The sequence below is a fragment of the Thermostichus sp. MS-CIW-30 genome (assembly GCF_054058015.1).
In genome coordinates this window covers 12,696-28,215 of sequence record NZ_JBSRZW010000016.1, presented here as the reverse complement: position 1 = coordinate 28,215, position 15,520 = coordinate 12,696, and the positions used below count along the sequence as shown (strand labels likewise).

The following is a 15,520-nucleotide window of genomic DNA, read 5'->3' as shown; positions in this document are numbered from 1 at the left end:
CGTCCAGAACTGCACTACTGTTGTGATTAGGAAGTTGGGTTGGGCGCCAACAACTGTTCCCCCCTCAACATGCGGGCAGCAGCGCTGAGCAGCTCCTCTTCCAGATAGGGCTTGGTGAAGTAGGCAGTTGCTCCCAGCTCCCGTGCTGTTTGCCGGTGCCGTTCTGCCCCCCGCGAGGTGAGCATGGCAACCGGGAGATGCTTGAAGTTGCTGTCTTCCCGCAGGCGGGTGAGCAGTTCTAGGCCGTCCATCCGCGGCATCTCGATGTCGCAGAAGATGAGGTCGCAGGGCAGGCCGCCGCGCAGCTTTTCCCAGGCATCCTGGCCATCCCGCGCCTGTTCCACCCGGTAGCCCACCTTCTGGAAAGACATCGAGAGCAGCTCCCGAACGGTGATCGAGTCGTCCACGATCAACACGGTGGTCTGGCGCACCTCTTCTGGGGTTGGCTCCTCATCCCGGTGATCCAGCCAGAAGCGGTTGAGATCCCGACGGCGACCGTGGGCTATGTCCACCAGCTCGATGATGTCGGCAATCGGCAGCACCCGCCCGTTCCCCAACACCGTTGCCCCAGAAATGCCCAGTGGCTTGGGCACAGGCCCGCGCAGTTGCTTGATCACGATTTCCTGCTCTTCCACGAAGCTGTCCACCTGCAGGGCAACATACTGGCCGGCACTTTGCAGGATGACAATGGGAATAATGCCCTCATCCTGGGTGATGCTGTACACCTCGGAACGGCTGCGGCTGTGGCTGCGGCTGTAGGCCAGCAGATTTGAGAGGGGCTGGAAGTGAAGACGCTGATCCCGCCAGAGAATCGAGGGCCGCCCCTGCTCATCCGGCTGAACTTCGTCGGCAGGAACATCCAGCATCTCCTCCACGCCATCCAGGGGGAAGGCGATCAGGGCTTTGTCGCTGACACACACCATGGCCTTGGAAATGCTCAGGGTGAGGGGGAGGCGGATGGTAAAGGTGGTTCCTTTGCCCCGCGCAGAATCCACTTGAATGCTGCCGCGCAGCTCGGTGATGTTGCGGCGCACCACATCCAAGCCAACCCCCCGCCCGGCCAGATCGTCCACCTCGCTGGCCTCGCGAACGCTGAAGCCAGGGTGGAAGAGAACGTTGAACACTTCGTCTTCGTCGGCTTGCTCCGACAGCAGCCCCAGCCTTTGGGCCTTGGCCTTGACCTTCTCCACCGGGATCCCGGCGCCATCGTCCGATACGATGATGATGGTTTGGTTGCCCTGATAGAAGGCCTTGACGGTGATCTTGCCCTCAGGGGGCTTGCCCGCCCGCCGCCGCTCCTCAGGGGTCTCGATCCCGTGTACCAGGGCGTTGTTCACCAGGTGGGTCATGGGGTCATAGAGCTCCTCCAGGATGGCCTTGTCGATGAGCGTGTCACGGCCTTCCACCACCAGGCTGGCCTGCTTGCCCGTTTTGATGGAGAGATCCCGAATGGCGCGGGGCAAGCGGTCGGCAACTTGCGAGAAGGGCACCATGCGCGCCCGGTTCAGGCCCTCTTGCAGTTGGGTGGTTACCTGCCGGAATTGGCGGGTAATCTGCTCGGCCTCATCTACGGCAAACTCGATGTCGGAGGAGGACTCGCGCACCCGCACGATGAGCTCAATGATCTCCTGGGCCAGAGCGTGGAAGGCCGTAAACTGGTCCATCTCCAGCTTGTCGAACTCTTGGCCGGAGGAATGACTCCGCCTTCCTCGGCTGGACCCCTCCCCATTTCGACCGAAGCCCACCGTTACCGTGCCGCCATAGGCTGAGCTGCTGCGGCTGGAGAACAAAGCCAATTCCAGCAAGGAGCGGTCATACTGATCCCGCATGCGCTGGCCCAGATCCCCTAGCTGTTGCACACGGCCCAACAGGCCATCCAGAAACTGGCGCAGACGGGTTTGGTTTTGCTCCATGCTGTTGCGGATGACCACCAACTCTCCCACCAGGTTGTTGATGGAGTCGAGGTGGCGCACCTCCACCCGCATCACAGGGTTGCTGAGGGCAGCAGTTCGCCGTGAAGTCGGCCCAGTTGCCGCCGGGGCAGCTGCTGCTGGGGTGGGGGTTGCTGGAGCAGCAGCGGCAACTGGCGGCGAAGGTGCTGGCGCCGCAGCAGGTGCTTGGGCAGGAACCTCGAGATCGCCCAGGAGCGATTCCAGCTGGGCTGCAAAGTCGTCAGCAGCCTCGCCGCTCGCGGCTGCAGGGGATCCCACAAGGGGGGCGATAGCCTTTTCTAGCTCAGGGGTTACCGCCGGCTCGGCAGCGTCGAAGAGGGCGGCCAAATCGTCCAAACGGGGAGCCGGAGCAGCTTCCAGCGCCTCTTCCTCTGGGGTCTCGGCCTCGCCAACAGGAACGGCTAAGGATTCATCCTCTGCAAACAGGCTGGCCAACTGGCTTTCCAGATCGTCCTCCGCAGGCTGGAGGGCATTTTCTTCCTCCAGTGCGGCAACCGGCGGCTCTGGCTCAGACACGGGCACTTCCGCCAGGCTGCTCGCTTGCAAAGCTTCTGTGTCCTCCAGGAAGGTGGCAAGATCCAAGGGGGGTTCTTCTTGGGGCGCTTCCCCTTCTGCAAAGAACTGGCTCAACTCATCCAGATCCACCTGGCTGTCGCTATCCATGGCCGAGAGGGATCCCCTGGCCCCCAGGCTCAGTTCTTCTGGGTCGGATTCCTGGGTGAATAGGGCATCGAGACGGTCGAAGGAGAGCTCGGGGGAAGGGGCGACTGCCTCCTCAGCCGTGGGTTGCAGGTCTGCGAAAGACTCCTCCTGCACCGGGAACAGCTCCTCCAGAAGCGCCCACTCCTGGGCTTCTGCTGTGTCCCCAGCTGCTGATTGGGTCAGGGGGATGGAGTCCCCATCGGACGCCTCCTCGAGGGTCTCGCCGGCGAAGAGATCCCCTAGGCTCAGCTCGGCTCCGAAGTCTGGAATTGGCGATTCCCTCGGCTCATTGGCCATGTCGGGTAGAGAGGCAAGCTCGTCCAACGTGGGGAAGGGTTCGCCAACAGCGAGATCCCCAAGCTGCTCAGCCTCGGCAATGTCCAAAGAAAATACGGAAGGTTCACCGACTTCGGGCATCGACCAAGCCGGATCGGCTTCTGCCGCAGGGGTGGAAAAAAAGCTCTCCAGGCTGTCTTCGGCAGTATCGAAGGCAGCAGAGTCAGCGGACTCTAAGGATCCCACCTCGTCGGATCCCGACTCTGCCAGATAATCTGCTGGGATGGAAAAATCCTCCGGCTGGATATCCGCGGAAAATTCAGCCCAGAGATCTGCTGCGATTTCCCCGTCCTCAAGGGCTTCCTGAAGGGGTGGGGACGGTTCAGCCGCCCAAGGATCGGCCTCCAGCTCACCAGCGGGAACGGCCTCCAAGTCCGGAAGCTGAGACCCTTCCTGCCGGAAAGCACTCTCTACGGGAAGTTCCTCCAGCTCAAATAGGGCCTCTACCCCGGCACTTGCGGCTTCGTCTGGGACAAAGCCGGATCCCTCGCCCATTTCCGCAGCAACGCTCTGGGCAGTCGGCTCCTGTTCAGCATCCCAGGCAGGCTCAGCAGAGACAAACCCCTCTGCCCCTTCACCCACCACTTCGGCAAACAGCTCCGCCAGATCGGCCTCGGCTCTCTCCTCGTCCAACCTTGGGCTCAGATCCTCAAAGGTCTGCAAGAGGGGCTCAGGAGAGGAGGGGATCAGCTCTGTTGGGAACTCTTCAATATCAGACAGCGCTTCTGCGTTGGCGAACAGCTCGTCAAAGGCCGAGGTGGCTTCTTCCTCCAGATCCAAGGGAGTGGCATAGAGCTCCGCTCCGCTAACGCGACCGAAGTCGTCCGCAACAGAGGCCAAGCCAGCTCCCTGCCCGTCCTCTTCTGGGCTTTCTGCCGGCACGGCAGCTGTCCTCCAGTCTTCCTCCCAAGCCGCTTCGGCTCGGATCCCTGGCCAACTCAGATCCAGATCCCCCTCTTCCGCGGGAGCAGATCGGTGCTCTGAATCTGTTCCCGCCAGCGGGACGGAGTCCTCAGCAGTGCCCACTTCCCATAGGGATGAGAGCTGTTCCGCCGCCAGATCTCCGCTTGCCTCTGCGCTCTCCTGCTCCGGCGACAGGGCAGCTCCGGGCTCATCCTCTTGAAAGGATGTCTCAGCGAGGGTTACCGCTTCCCAGCTCAGATCGGGGGTAGCGCCTTCCTCCGCAGGGATCCCAGCAGCCACAGCCCAATCCTCGGAGGCACCCTCCTCGGGTTGGGGGAACAGCGGCTCTGCCTCAGACTCCCAAGCCAGACCAAGCTCGAAGGGCTCGCAGACTTCTGGCTCTTCAGGGGCTGCCGGAACAGGGCGGAAAGCCAGCAGCTCAGCCGAGGGCTGAATGGTGTTTGCCGCTCCATTGGCCAGAGCCTGGTGGGCTTGCTTCAGATCTCGCAGCACCGGCAGGGCCAACTGCCGCAAATCCTGGCCGGGATCCGCCAAAATCTCGCCCACCAAGCGGGTCAAGTCTGTCCAGCCTCCCAGTTCCAGAGCCGAAGATTGCCCCAAATCCTGCAAAGATTGGGCCAGAGCTTGCAGAGCCGGTCGAGTGGCCGGGTCGTCAGGACGTTTGAACAGCTCCAGCATCTGGCGCAACAGGGCCGGGATCTGCTGATGCACCACCACCTCAAGAGGATCCGGTGGGGCAGGGGGGGCAGCAGGGCGAGCCAATTGTTGCAATTCTGAAGAAGGGGCAACCTGTTCGGCCTTGCCGGCTAGGATGAGCTGCTGTCCCTGCTTCAAATCCCGCAGGGCGACCAAAGCCAGAGCACGCAGGTCGGCATCGGGGTTGCCCAGAGCTTGCTCGAAAGTTTCCGTCAACTGTTGCCAGCCCGCCAGATGATGGACTTGCCCGATCTCCTTGAGAACGGCATTCGCCGCTGCCAAGCGCTCTCGGACATCTGGCTGATCCCGTTGTTTAAACAGCTCCAGCATCTGGCGCAACTGCTGCGGCACCACCTCCGCCATGTCCTGCTGTAGGGTGCGAACCGCCGGCGGCGAGACGGGAGCTGAGACAGGGCCCTCGCCGAGAAGATTTTGAATGTGCCTTTCGGTCTCTTGAAAAACCGGCTCCAATTCCGCCAGGGTGGTGTTGCTGACTTCTTGGGTGAGGCCGCGGGGGCTCTGCAGCTCCTCCAACAACATCGAAAGCCCATCAAAAGCCCGCAGCAGCAGGGTTTCCAGGTGCTGGTCGACAGGCACTCCGCCTGGACGGGAGCGAAAGATGTTGAAAAAATCTTCCATGCGGTGGGCCGTCCGTTGGATGCTGGTGAGGCCCAGCATGGCAGCTCCCCCCTTGATGGAGTGAGCAGCTCGAAACAGCTCGTTGATCAGCTCGGGATCGCTCATGCTGTCCCGCAGGCTGAGGAGCACTTGTTCAATCGTTGCCAAGTGGTCGCGGGCTTCTTCGATGAAATAACTGAGGATCCGCTTCTGTGCTTCTTCATTCATGGCAGGAGGCCCTTCCTACAGCCCACAAGTTTTCATTCAGTAATAACAGACCGGACAGGGTGAGGCTCGCCTGGGCGAAAAGTCCGGCCAACAGTTGCAACAGGGGGATCCCGGTGCCATTTGCTAAGGATCGATAACGTCTCCTGCATGGGGATCCTTGTCCCTAGAATGCCCTCAAAACAGCAGATTTGCTCATTCATCCCCAACCCGGAAGCGACCGACAGAAGTTTGCAACTCGCGGGCGATGCTCACCAACTGTTGGAGCGAAGCTGCCACCTTCTGCGCCTCCTTAGAGGTCTCGTTGGCGGTCAACTCCACCGATTGCATCACCTGCGCCACAGAGCGAGAGGTTTCCGTTTGTTGCACGGTGGCCTGAGAGATCGCCCGCACCAACTCGTCGATCCGGCGACTGACCTCGATAATCTCGTCCAGGCTGTTCTTGGCCTGCTCGGCCCGCCGCGTCCCCTCGATCACCAGTTGGGTGCCTTCTTCCATAGCCGTCATCACGTTGCCGGTTTCCGATTGAATCTGCAACACGATCTGCTCGATCTCCTTCGAGGCTTTGGCAGCTCGGTCGGCCAGTTGTCGCACCTCATCGGCCACGATGGCAAAGCCCCGTCCCGATTCCCCGGCTCGTGCCGCCTCGATGCTGGCGTTGAGGGCAAGCAGGTTGGTGCGCGAGGCAATTTGAGAGATCAAAGCCACAATTTTGGAAATTTCCTGCGAGGATTCCGCCAATCGCTTCACTTTGCGGGTGGTTTCTGCCACGGTTTCGCGAATTTCCAGGATGCCACTTACCGTGCGATCCACAGCTTCTCCACCCCGAGCGGCTGCTTCTGTGGCTTGGGCAGTCACGTTGGCCGCTTCGCGGGCGTTGCTGGCCACCTCTTGAATGGAGTCCGTCATCTCCTGAATGGAGTTGAGGGAGTTGGAAATCTCCTCCGCCTGGCGCAAGGCGTCGGCAGAGAGGCTGCGGGCAAAGTCCTCGTTCTGCAAGGCGGCATCGTTCACGGCGGCGGCGGCCCGCTTCACCTGGCTGACAATGTCTCGCAGACTGCGAATGGTCAGGTTAAAGGAGTCGGCCACAGCCCCCAGCACGTCGGCAGTCACCTCTGCCCGCACCGTCAGGTCTCCACGGGCAGCCCCTTCCACGTCGTCCAGCAGGCGAATCACCTGGCGCTGTAGGTCTTCCTTAGCTTGCCCTTGCTCGGCAGCCCGCTGGCTCAGTTCGGCGAAGTTGGCTTCAAGGGCAGCCGCCATCTGGTTAAAGCTGTCGGCCAAGCGCCCCAGCTCATCGTGGGTGTTGGCTGTGGCTCGTACTGAATAATTCCCCTGGGCCAAGGCGGCAAAGTGGCCGGCCAGCTCTTGGGCGGTGGAGCGAATTTGTTTGGCACTGCTGGCCCCGAGGATAACCCCTGCTCCTGTGCCGATCAGCCCGCCTCCAATCACCCCGGCAATCAAGCGAGCTCCCCCATTGGCCTGGATCCCAAGGCCAATCGCCAAGCCGGCAGCCAAACTCACAGCTCCTTGGATAAGCGCTATGGCCAATTGCCGATCCCCAATCGGTCGGTTGGCGATCCCAGCAGAGGTTCTTGCCCCTTGTTCACCTACACTAAGAATAGGGAGGGAGGCCGTGGGCAGCAGAACTTGGGCCGCTCCGCTGCCGGTCTCCGCCATTGGGCTCATCCCCCCAATCGCCCCCTCATCTGGGCGGAAGGCCCCCACCGGCTCGCCGCCATCCATGCCGGCAAGTTCGCGATCCAGGCTGTCTAGCTCGTCAAGCTCGAAGAGGGCAGAGCCGGGACTGGCAGTATCTTCGTCGGGAGCAGGGATCGGCTCACTCATGGGGGCAGCCAATTCGGTCGGCAGGCTTTCTTCCAGGGATCCCCCCTCCTCTTCCTCAAAACCAGGCAGGGAGAAGCCCATCTCATCGGGAAAATCGGCATCGCCGGCCAACTGCGTAATGGAGTCGAAGTCGCCTTCTAGGGCTTCCAGATGCTCTCGATCGAACTCGTTGAGGAAGGCAAAGTCATCTTCGACCACCGGATCGGTTTGAGGCCCGCCCTCTTCCGAGCCTACCCGTCGCGAGGTGGCCGGTGGTGTTACCCGAGAATGGGTCGGCATCGGGTGAGATAAACCCAGCGGATCAGCCTCCGGCATTTGCAGCCCGGTCTCCAAGGGATCCCTGAATCTCTCTTCCCCCATGAAATCGCTGCCAAGGCTGTCTGCCTCCAGTGGAAAGGGATCCTGAGCAAAGGGATCCGCCTCCTCTTCCCCCATCTCCTCGAACTGCAAGAAGGGATCGGGAGCAGAGAAAGCCTCTTCCGAAAAGGCATCCGACCCAGGTGCAAACTCATCTGGAGAGCGAAACTCGTCCGCTTCTGGGGAATCGGGAAGATCCGCCAGCTCCGGTGCCATTTGCAACAGCTCTTCTAGACCCTTCCGGGCCGACTCCAGCTCATCGGGATCACTGGCTGTTTGTAAAATGGTGTTGTAGGTTTGGCGAGCTTCCAACAACTGCCCAGCTTGTTTTTGTGCCAAAGCCAGCAGCAGCTTGACAGCAGTATCTTGCGGTTCAGCAGCGGCCACTTGGTTGAACAACCGCACCGCCCGGACGTAGTCTCCCTGCCAAAAGGCGGCCATCGCATCGGTGTAGTCTCTCTGACTGTTCGCGCTCGGAACCATGGATCCTCCCTTCACTGCTTGCCTACCTCTGTTCACGCGTCAACACAGATGCAAACGGAACGCCCCCAACACCTCAAAACCCCATGGATGCAGGCTATCCCCCCTTTTCCACATTCAGTCAAGCAAGAGTGGGCCTTTCTGCCGCCGTCTCAGGGCTTACCCTCAACAGCCTCGACACGCATCGGTAGGGGATAGATTTGGTCCAACTTTCCCCATTGTGGCTGGAGTTAGCTTGGATCTTTGATAGGAACTATACACTTTCCTCCCGCTGAGCTCCCAGGGGGCCGTCTGTCAACCCCAACGATTGGATCGCAGGATGGCCGACTGATCCAGCAATGGCAAGCGCGATCCCGTTCCGGGCACCACCCATTCCCCTCGCAAAAAAGGAGCCATGGACTCAGGAGCCGTGAGGGCAGGCCGCACCAATTCAGTCTTCAGCCACTCCATGCCTACAATTAAATCCACAGCCAAGCCCATGAGCAAATCCTGTTGATCCATCACGGCCACCACAGGAATCTCGGCTCGGTCGATGTTCAGGGGCGGGCTGATCCCCAAAAATTGCCCCAGGTCTGCAACCCAGATGATCTCGCCCCGCAAATTCAGCGTGCCCAGCAAAACTGGGGCCACATTGGGCATGGGGGTGATTTTCTCTGGGCCAATGCTCATCACCTCCACAACCGATACCGCTGGCAGCGCAAATTCCTCCCCGGTGGCAATCTTGAACTTTAGGAATAGCTCACCTTCGGGAGCCTCCATCTCCCGCAACTCTTGGGTCTCATCCCCCATCAATAAATCCAGATCCCCCAGCATGATGCTCCCCCGCATGGATAGTCTTGTGGACTGTTGATCCCGCCCCCCTCCCTGCTTAAAACGCAGAGTCGTTCTCAGGACCTACCGAAAGGCGTGGAAGCAGAAGGGGCAGCTCTCAGCCTCTCAGTAATTGCTTAATCGTACCCACCAGTTCCTGGGGCTGGAAAGGCTTGGCAATGTAGGCATCCGCTCCCTGGCGGATCCCCCAGTAGCGGTCAAATTCTTCGCCCTTGGAAGAACACATGACGATGGGCGTTTTTTGGGTGAGAGGGTCGGCCTTGAGAAGACGGCACACCTCATAGCCGTTCATGCGCGGCATGACGATGTCCAGCACGATCAGGTCGGGTTTGTTTTGCTTCACCGCCTCTACGGCCTCCACCCCGTCTTCCACAGTCATCACCTCGAAGCCGTTTTCCTGCAGCAGCTTGCTGATCATCTCCCGCTGGGATTGGCTATCTTCCACCACCAAAACGCGACTCATTTCCGATTCATCTCCCGCAATTGATGTTTGATGGTCGCCAGGAGCTCTTGGGGCTTAAAGGGCTTGGTTACATAGGCATCCGCCTGGTTGCGCCTGGCCCACTCGATATCAAAGGTCTGGTCTTTGGTGGAACACATGACGATGCGAATGTGTTTGGTACTTTCATCCCCCTTCACTTCCCGGCATACCTCGTAGCCGTTCATGCGCGGCATGACAATATCCAGCACCACCACATCAGGCTTCTGCTGGCGAATGCACTCCATTGCCTCTACGCCGTCTGTTGCTGTGGAGACTTCCAAACCGTTCTCGGAAAGCAAGCTGGAAATGGTCTCCAGGTAGGTACGGTTGTCATCCACCACCAGCACTTTGCTCATCGCCGTCTTGCTCCTTTTGCACTCCCGCGCAACCGTCGGGCTGCTTTGACTGAGGTTTGCTCTTGTAACCTCACCCGGCTCCCTGGCTCCGGGCCGGCCATGCTACCCCTATTGTTTCGGTGAGGCCACTCTTCTGTCCAGTACTTCGCCTATAGTCTTCTGTGCCAACATTTTGGCTACCCCAACGCCTATTCGCCACCGCCCCGTTTGGGGGGAGGGCCCACGTAGGATTCGACAATGGTCAACAACTCCTTTTCCGCAAAGGGTTTGCTCAAAAATTCGTTCGCTCCGGCCATGCGGGCCTTAATCCGGTCGGTAAAACCATCCTTGCCGGTCAGCATAATCATGGGGGTTTCGCGGAACTGGCTGGATTTGCGCAACATGGCGCACAGCTCATACCCATCCAACTTGGGCATGGCCACATCGCAGAGAATCATGTCGGGGTTGAGAAGAAACACCTGTCCCAGCGCTTTGAGAGGATTGCCGATGGTGGTAACCTGGTAGCCCTCGTTTTGCAGGATGAACTCTACGGTTTTTTGGATGGCCATGGAGTCGTCGATGCAAAGGATGTGGCTGGGCTTATCGCTGGGTTTGAGGGGACGGCTGGGCTTGGGCTCCGCGATCAAGACGGGCTCGGACAGTTGAATGGCCCCTTGGCGGACGTAGGGATAGATGGCCTTGGCCACCGCCAGGGTGTCTCGACCCAGGTAGCGACCCATCTGGCGAATGCTGGTTTTGCCGTCTGACCACTCGCTCAGGGCTTTGAAGACGGGGGCGGGCAGGTTTTGCTGGAGCGGCAGGGGGTTGACGATGGTGGGAGCTTGGTTGGGAGCTTGGATGTAGGGGTGCAGTTTTTTCCACTCCTGCACTTGGGCTACGATCTCGGTGAGCAGGGGGGTGACGGGGAAGGTGGTCAACTGGGGGGCCAGGGGGGATCCGGCCTCAAAAATGAAGGAACCCTGGTGGAGGCTAAGCAGGTCGAAGAGGACTTCCCGCACCATGCCCAGCAGGATTTGCTTGCCTTGGTTGGGGTTGAGCTTGTGGCTTTCCAGCAAAGACCAGAGGCGGTTGTATTCGGGGGCGTTGACCGCGGCTTTGTGGGGAATTTGAATTTCCTCCAGGGCGGCTTCCAGCTTGAAGCGGTGCAGATAGTCTCTGAGGCGGGCAATGTTCCCTTCCGTTTCAGAGGCGTAGATAATCCGCCCATTCAGGAAGAAGACAAACCAGTAGACAGAGGGGCTGGCCTCTACAAAAAGCTCACCGGTGCGCTGGCCCAGCTCGATGAGCTGAAGGATGCTGCGGATATCGATCTCTTGTAGTTTTCCTTGCATGGGATCCCTGCCTGCAGTCCAGCAAGATACGTCTATTATGACGCTAGTCTTTAACTGTTGCTGCCCCGCCGGTAAGGCCATTTTCGGGAAGAGGGTTAAATTAAAGTTTAAAAAAGTTGGGGTTTGACTTGGGCCGAGCGCCTGCATTCCCCGAGGTATCTCTGGACTCCAGCAGACCCTCCCAATTAGAGCAGAATGGAGAGAACTGCCACCAGTAAACCTGTTCTTTGAGTAACCTATGCTGCCAATTCTCACCTCTTGGGTGCTTGGCCCACTGTTGGCGCTCTACACCCTCCTGTTTGTGCTGCGCATCTTTCTGTCGTGGTATCCGCAACTGGATACTTCTCGGTTGCCCTACTCGTTGGTGGTCGGCCTGACGGAGTTTCTGTTGCGCCCGACCCGCCGCCTGATCCCGCCTCTGGGAGGTGTGGACATGGCCCCTGTGGTTTGGGTGGGCCTGGTTACCCTGTTGCGGGAGGTGTTGCTGGGGCAGCAGGGGCTGCTGACAATGGCCCTGCACTGAGAGCGTTTTTGCCAACCATCTCTCATCGACTCTGCAAAATTGGGATCCGCTCGCCGAGGCTCTGGAAAGGCTGGCCCTCGGCGCCTTCTCGGAGCTCCTCCTGTCTCTGTCGCAGTTGCCGGATCAGCTCCGGCACCACCTGGTAGAGATCCCCGACAATGCCGTAGTGGGCAAATTTGAAGATAGGAGCGGCGCTGTCTTTGTTGATGGCAATGATCGTCTGGGATTTGTCCATGCCCACGCGATGTTGAATGGCCCCAGAAATGCCGCAGGCGATGTAGAGCTGGGGGCGGACGGTCTTGCCGGTTTGGCCCACCTGGTGGGCATAGGGGATCCACCCAGAATCCACGGCCTTGCGGGAGGAGCCGACAGCGCTGTTGGGAAAACAAGCGGCCAACTCCCTCAACAGCTCAAATCCCTCTGGGGATCCCAGCCCGTAGCCGCCGGAAACAATTACCTTGGCGCGGGTGAGATCTACCGCCTGGGACAGGTTGCGCACCGTTTCCACAATCTGCAGGCGCAGATCGCCGGGATCCAAGTTGACCGGCACCGGGATCACGTCCCCCTGGCGGGATCCATCCCAGGGCAGAGGCACCATCACCCCTGGGCGCACCGTAGCCATTTGCGGGTTTTTCCAGGGGCCAAGGATGCGAGCCTTGAGAGATTCGCCGAAGCTGGGCCGGATGGCATAAAGGCAGTCGGGGAAGAGGCCGGACTTGCTGGGATCTTTGCTGTTGGTGTACTCGAAGGGGCCAATGTCCAGCTCGGTGCAGTCAGCGGTCAGGCCGGTCTCCAGGTGGGCGGCCAAGCGGGGGGCCAGATCTCGCCCGGTGGTGGTGGATCCCAGCAGGATGGTGTGGGGTGGTTGGGGCCAGCTTTTGATCAAGTCTGTGATCACCCGGCGGTAGGGCAGGGTGCGGTATTCGGCCAACTCGGGGTGATCGGCGATGAAGACTTGATCTGCCCCGTGGCCGATCAGAATTGGGGGCAAGTGGGCAATGTTGTATCCAAGCACAAGAGCACTCAGGGTGGCTCCCAGCTTATCGGCCAGCCGCCGCCCGGCTCCCAACAACTCTAAGCCAATGGGCTGCAATTCCCCATTCACCTGCTCCGCGAAGACCAATATCCGCTTGCGATCCATAGAACCGTGACTCCTAAGTTGAGATCGGGATTGAATCGGGTCGAGGGCAATCTTGGGTGTTGCAATTGCGACGAGGTCAGCAGAGTCTTTCTGAGTTAACTTTTCACTGCCCAAAACCGGGAGCTTTCGCCGGCTAGCCACCCTGGGATCGATAGATGAGACGATGAGGATTGAAAGGTGATGGAGATAAGAATTGGCCAGAGGGATGCAAGGCAGAAGATCTAGGAAGTTGCCGCGTAGCGGAAGAGGTCAACGGCCTGAGTTAGTTGGTTGACCAGTTGGGGTACGGACTGCCCTTGAAAGATCTGACAGTTGCCACCAATTTCCCCCACTTTTTCGGTGGCAGCCACGATGGTTGGGGATCCCTTGAGACCGCAGCGCTCCGGGTCTGCCCCCACATCGTCCAAGTTGAGGATCTGGATCGCCTCGGCCCGTGCCGCCTCATCCCGCATCAGCCGCTGCACCCGCTGCACACCCCGTAGGGTGGGGTAGGCCAAACGCCGAGCGGAATTGGCCACCGTGATCAAAACCGGCAGGGGCACCATCACGATCTGGGATCCCCCTTCAATGGCCCGCCGCGCCACCAGGATCCCATCCCGAATCTCGAAGGCTTCGCAATAGGTGACCTGAGGGATCCCCAACCGCTCCGCCAACTGCGGCCCCACCTGGGCCGTATCGCCGTCGGTGGTCTGGAGCCCGCAGAAGATCACATCGGGCCGGCCAGCATAGCGAACCGTCTGGGCCAGAGTATAGGCAGTGGCTAGGGTATCGGAAGCGGCCAAGCGGCGGTCGGTCATCAAAATACCCCGATCCACCCCGTGGGCAATGGCCTCGTAGAGCACCTCAATGGCCGGGGGTGGCCCCATTGTAATTGCCGTTACTCTCGCCCCGTGTTGCCGTTTGGTTTGCAGAGCTGCTTCCAGTGCATAGCGATCAAAAGGGTTTAACATCCGCTTGGCCTTGGCGCGATCGATCGTGCCGTCACTGTTGATGCCGGCCTTGGCGTTTTGATCGGGAACTTGCTTAATCAGAACAAAAGTTTCCAAGGGCCTAAACTCCCTAGTGATCCCCTCCAGGTTAAAAGGGATCCCTGGGCGCCACACACTTATTCAGCTTTTTTTCGGGATCGGAAAAGCCACCCCGGCATTAAACCCTCATAAGCTGCCTTTCCCAGCACATTGGTTTCCCAAGTTTAAGTAACCTTAAACAAAGTTTGAGATATTTCCTCACTGCTCTGGGTCGCTTGCGGTTCTCCCCTCAAGAGAAATTTGGGCTCCCTCCTGTGAACAGGACAAGCTTTGGGAATATCTCGCTTGGATGACAGAGCCAATCGCGACAGCGGGCCGTAGGCCTTTGAGCTACGTCTCTCACCGGTCATCGAGAAAAGTTGACCAGCTGGCAGGAAGGGCTAGCTGTCTGCAAAAGTCAACAGACAGAGGCCTCAAAGTTGGTACCGGATCATCCAGATCAGCCGATCATCCGCTCGGATTTTGGGGGAAGCAGGCTGTTGTCAAACACTTTCTTCAAAGGGGGCTTGCTAGACAAGCCAAAGCCATCCACCACCTGAGCAATTGAGGTTTCCATACGCGCGGGCACCACATCCCCCAAGCCAATTTCTCGCACCTCATCGGTAACAAACAGGCGCGGCATGGCCAGGGCGAGGCGCAATTTCTCAGTTGCCATATCCAGCACCTGCCCCTCGGCTTTGGCTTTGTCCAGAAGGGCCAACATGTTGCCATCGGTGTCGCGGATGGTGTCTTGCCAACCCTTAACATACGCCCGCAAAAAAGCTTTGAGCTGCTCCGGTTTTTCCTGCAGCAATTGCACACGAGTGATGAGCGCATTGCCGTACAGCTCAAGGCCATAGTCGTTGTAAAGGAAAGCCGTGATGTCCTCCAAGCTGACGCCGCCCCGCACCAGATTGGGCATGGCCGAGGTCATAAAGCCGCTGATGGCATCCACCCGACCTTGGATGAGGAAAGGTTCGCGCAACTGCGGCTCCATAGTTACCCACTCCACCGAGCCCGGATCGATGCCGACTTGCTTGGCAAAGACCGGCCAGAGCCGACGCGGCGCATCCCCTGCCGGTGCTCCTAGCTTCTTGCCCGCCAGTTGGGCCGGCTCCCCAATGCCCTTATCTTTCAAGGTGTAGATGCCAAAGGGAGAGCGATTGAAGTGGACATAAATCGCTACCAAGGGCACGTCCGGATTTTTGGCATTGAACTCGATCATGGAGTAGGGATCCCCTTCCCCCAGGTCGTACTGGCCAGCGGCAATCTTGGTGATGGAATCGGCGGAGCCATAGCCGCGCTCGTAGGTGACCTCCAGCCCCTCTTCGGCGAAGTAGCCCTTCAAGATCGCCGTTACAAGGGGGGTATCCATCGAAGAGGGCAACCAAGAGAGGGTAAACTTCAGGGGCGTCAGTCCCTGGGAAACCAGAAGCGGCCCGCGGCTCTGAGCCCTCGCCTTTAGCCCTCCAACGGCAACCCAAGAGGCAGCCGCAGCAGCAGATTGAAGGAATTGACGACGCGACGATTTCGGGATGGACATACTAGTAAACTCCACAGCAGCTGTCTCAGCAGAAATCCGCAAGCGGGAAGGCGAGCATTACCGCCAAACAACTTAGCAAAGCAGAGTTAAACTTTTGTATTCGGTGATACTTTGTACCCAAAAGCTTGGCCTAAAGCTCTGTCCCGTCAATTTGTCAGAGCCATCTTCG

General features: G+C 59.3%; 10 protein-coding genes. 1 reads left to right on the top strand and 9 read right to left on the bottom strand.

What is annotated here, in order from left to right; genetic code table 11:
* Positions 1 to 26 precede the first annotated feature (26 nt).
* From ACVWXW_RS08465 to ACVWXW_RS08440, 6 genes are all read right to left on the bottom strand, one after another.
* The gene (locus ACVWXW_RS08465; RefSeq protein ID WP_457403522.1) at positions 27 to 5,456 is read right to left on the bottom strand and encodes a response regulator; all 5,430 of its coding nucleotides are present in this window, start codon (positions 5,454 to 5,456) and stop codon (positions 27 to 29) included.
* A gap of 192 nt (positions 5,457 to 5,648) precedes the next feature.
* A complete protein-coding gene (locus tag ACVWXW_RS08460) occupies positions 5,649 to 8,141 on the bottom strand; it encodes a methyl-accepting chemotaxis protein (RefSeq protein WP_457403521.1) in 2,493 nt (830 codons plus the stop codon).
* 291 nt (positions 8,142 to 8,432) lie between these two features.
* On the bottom strand, positions 8,433 to 8,951 hold the full coding sequence (locus ACVWXW_RS08455) for a CheW domain-containing protein (protein WP_011433530.1): 519 nt from the start codon (positions 8,949 to 8,951) through the stop codon (positions 8,433 to 8,435).
* 115 nt (positions 8,952 to 9,066) lie between these two features.
* Entirely contained in the window at positions 9,067 to 9,432 is a 366-nt protein-coding gene (locus ACVWXW_RS08450) for a response regulator transcription factor (RefSeq protein ID WP_011433531.1), read from the bottom strand.
* Positions 9,429 to 9,806 (bottom strand): response regulator, encoded by a 378-nt coding sequence (locus tag ACVWXW_RS08445; protein ID WP_414328794.1) that lies wholly within the window; start codon positions 9,804 to 9,806, stop codon positions 9,429 to 9,431. Before ACVWXW_RS08445 ends, ACVWXW_RS08450 begins: the two co-directional genes overlap by 4 nt.
* Before the next feature lie 188 nt (positions 9,807 to 9,994).
* Positions 9,995 to 11,137 (bottom strand): response regulator, encoded by a 1,143-nt coding sequence (locus ACVWXW_RS08440; RefSeq protein ID WP_414350115.1) that lies wholly within the window; start codon positions 11,135 to 11,137, stop codon positions 9,995 to 9,997.
* A gap of 238 nt (positions 11,138 to 11,375) precedes the next feature.
* Here ACVWXW_RS08440 and ACVWXW_RS08435 point away from each other — a divergent pair, with 238 nt between their 5' ends.
* Positions 11,376 to 11,660, top strand: a complete 285-nt coding sequence (locus ACVWXW_RS08435; RefSeq protein WP_011433534.1) for a YggT family protein — start codon at positions 11,376 to 11,378, stop codon at positions 11,658 to 11,660.
* 22 nt (positions 11,661 to 11,682) lie between these two features.
* Here ACVWXW_RS08435 and ACVWXW_RS08430 read toward each other — a convergent pair whose 3' ends face one another.
* The 3 genes from ACVWXW_RS08430 to ACVWXW_RS08420 form a co-directional block, all read right to left on the bottom strand.
* On the bottom strand, positions 11,683 to 12,801 hold the full coding sequence (locus ACVWXW_RS08430) for an electron transfer flavoprotein subunit alpha/FixB family protein (protein WP_457403519.1): 1,119 nt from the start codon (positions 12,799 to 12,801) through the stop codon (positions 11,683 to 11,685).
* A 221-nt stretch (positions 12,802 to 13,022) separates the two neighbouring features.
* The gene (locus ACVWXW_RS08425) at positions 13,023 to 13,847 is read right to left on the bottom strand and encodes an electron transfer flavoprotein subunit beta/FixA family protein (RefSeq protein ID WP_414331223.1); all 825 of its coding nucleotides are present in this window, start codon (positions 13,845 to 13,847) and stop codon (positions 13,023 to 13,025) included.
* A gap of 421 nt (positions 13,848 to 14,268) precedes the next feature.
* On the bottom strand, positions 14,269 to 15,351 hold the full coding sequence (locus tag ACVWXW_RS08420) for an ABC transporter substrate-binding protein (protein WP_457403517.1): 1,083 nt from the start codon (positions 15,349 to 15,351) through the stop codon (positions 14,269 to 14,271).
* Positions 15,352 to 15,520 lie beyond the last annotated feature (169 nt).

Excerpts from the sequence above, each read along its gene's own strand:
- ACVWXW_RS08420 (WP_457403517.1), bottom strand. The coding sequence starts at position 15,351 with ATGTCCATCCCGAAATCGTCGCGTCGTCAATTCCTTCAATCTGCTGCT.
- ACVWXW_RS08460 (WP_457403521.1), bottom strand. The coding sequence starts at position 8,141 with ATGGTTCCGAGCGCGAACAGTCAGAGAGACTACACCGATGCGATGGCC.
- ACVWXW_RS08430 (WP_457403519.1), bottom strand. The coding sequence starts at position 12,801 with ATGGATCGCAAGCGGATATTGGTCTTCGCGGAGCAGGTGAATGGGGAA.
- ACVWXW_RS08440 (WP_414350115.1), bottom strand. The coding sequence starts at position 11,137 with ATGCAAGGAAAACTACAAGAGATCGATATCCGCAGCATCCTTCAGCTC.
- ACVWXW_RS08455 (WP_011433530.1), bottom strand. The coding sequence starts at position 8,951 with ATGCTGGGGGATCTGGATTTATTGATGGGGGATGAGACCCAAGAGTTG.
- ACVWXW_RS08445 (WP_414328794.1), bottom strand. The coding sequence starts at position 9,806 with ATGAGCAAAGTGCTGGTGGTGGATGACAACCGTACCTACCTGGAGACC.
- ACVWXW_RS08450 (WP_011433531.1), bottom strand. The coding sequence starts at position 9,432 with ATGAGTCGCGTTTTGGTGGTGGAAGATAGCCAATCCCAGCGGGAGATG.
- ACVWXW_RS08435 (WP_011433534.1), top strand. The coding sequence starts at position 11,376 with ATGCTGCCAATTCTCACCTCTTGGGTGCTTGGCCCACTGTTGGCGCTC.
- ACVWXW_RS08465 (WP_457403522.1), bottom strand. The coding sequence starts at position 5,456 with ATGAATGAAGAAGCACAGAAGCGGATCCTCAGTTATTTCATCGAAGAA.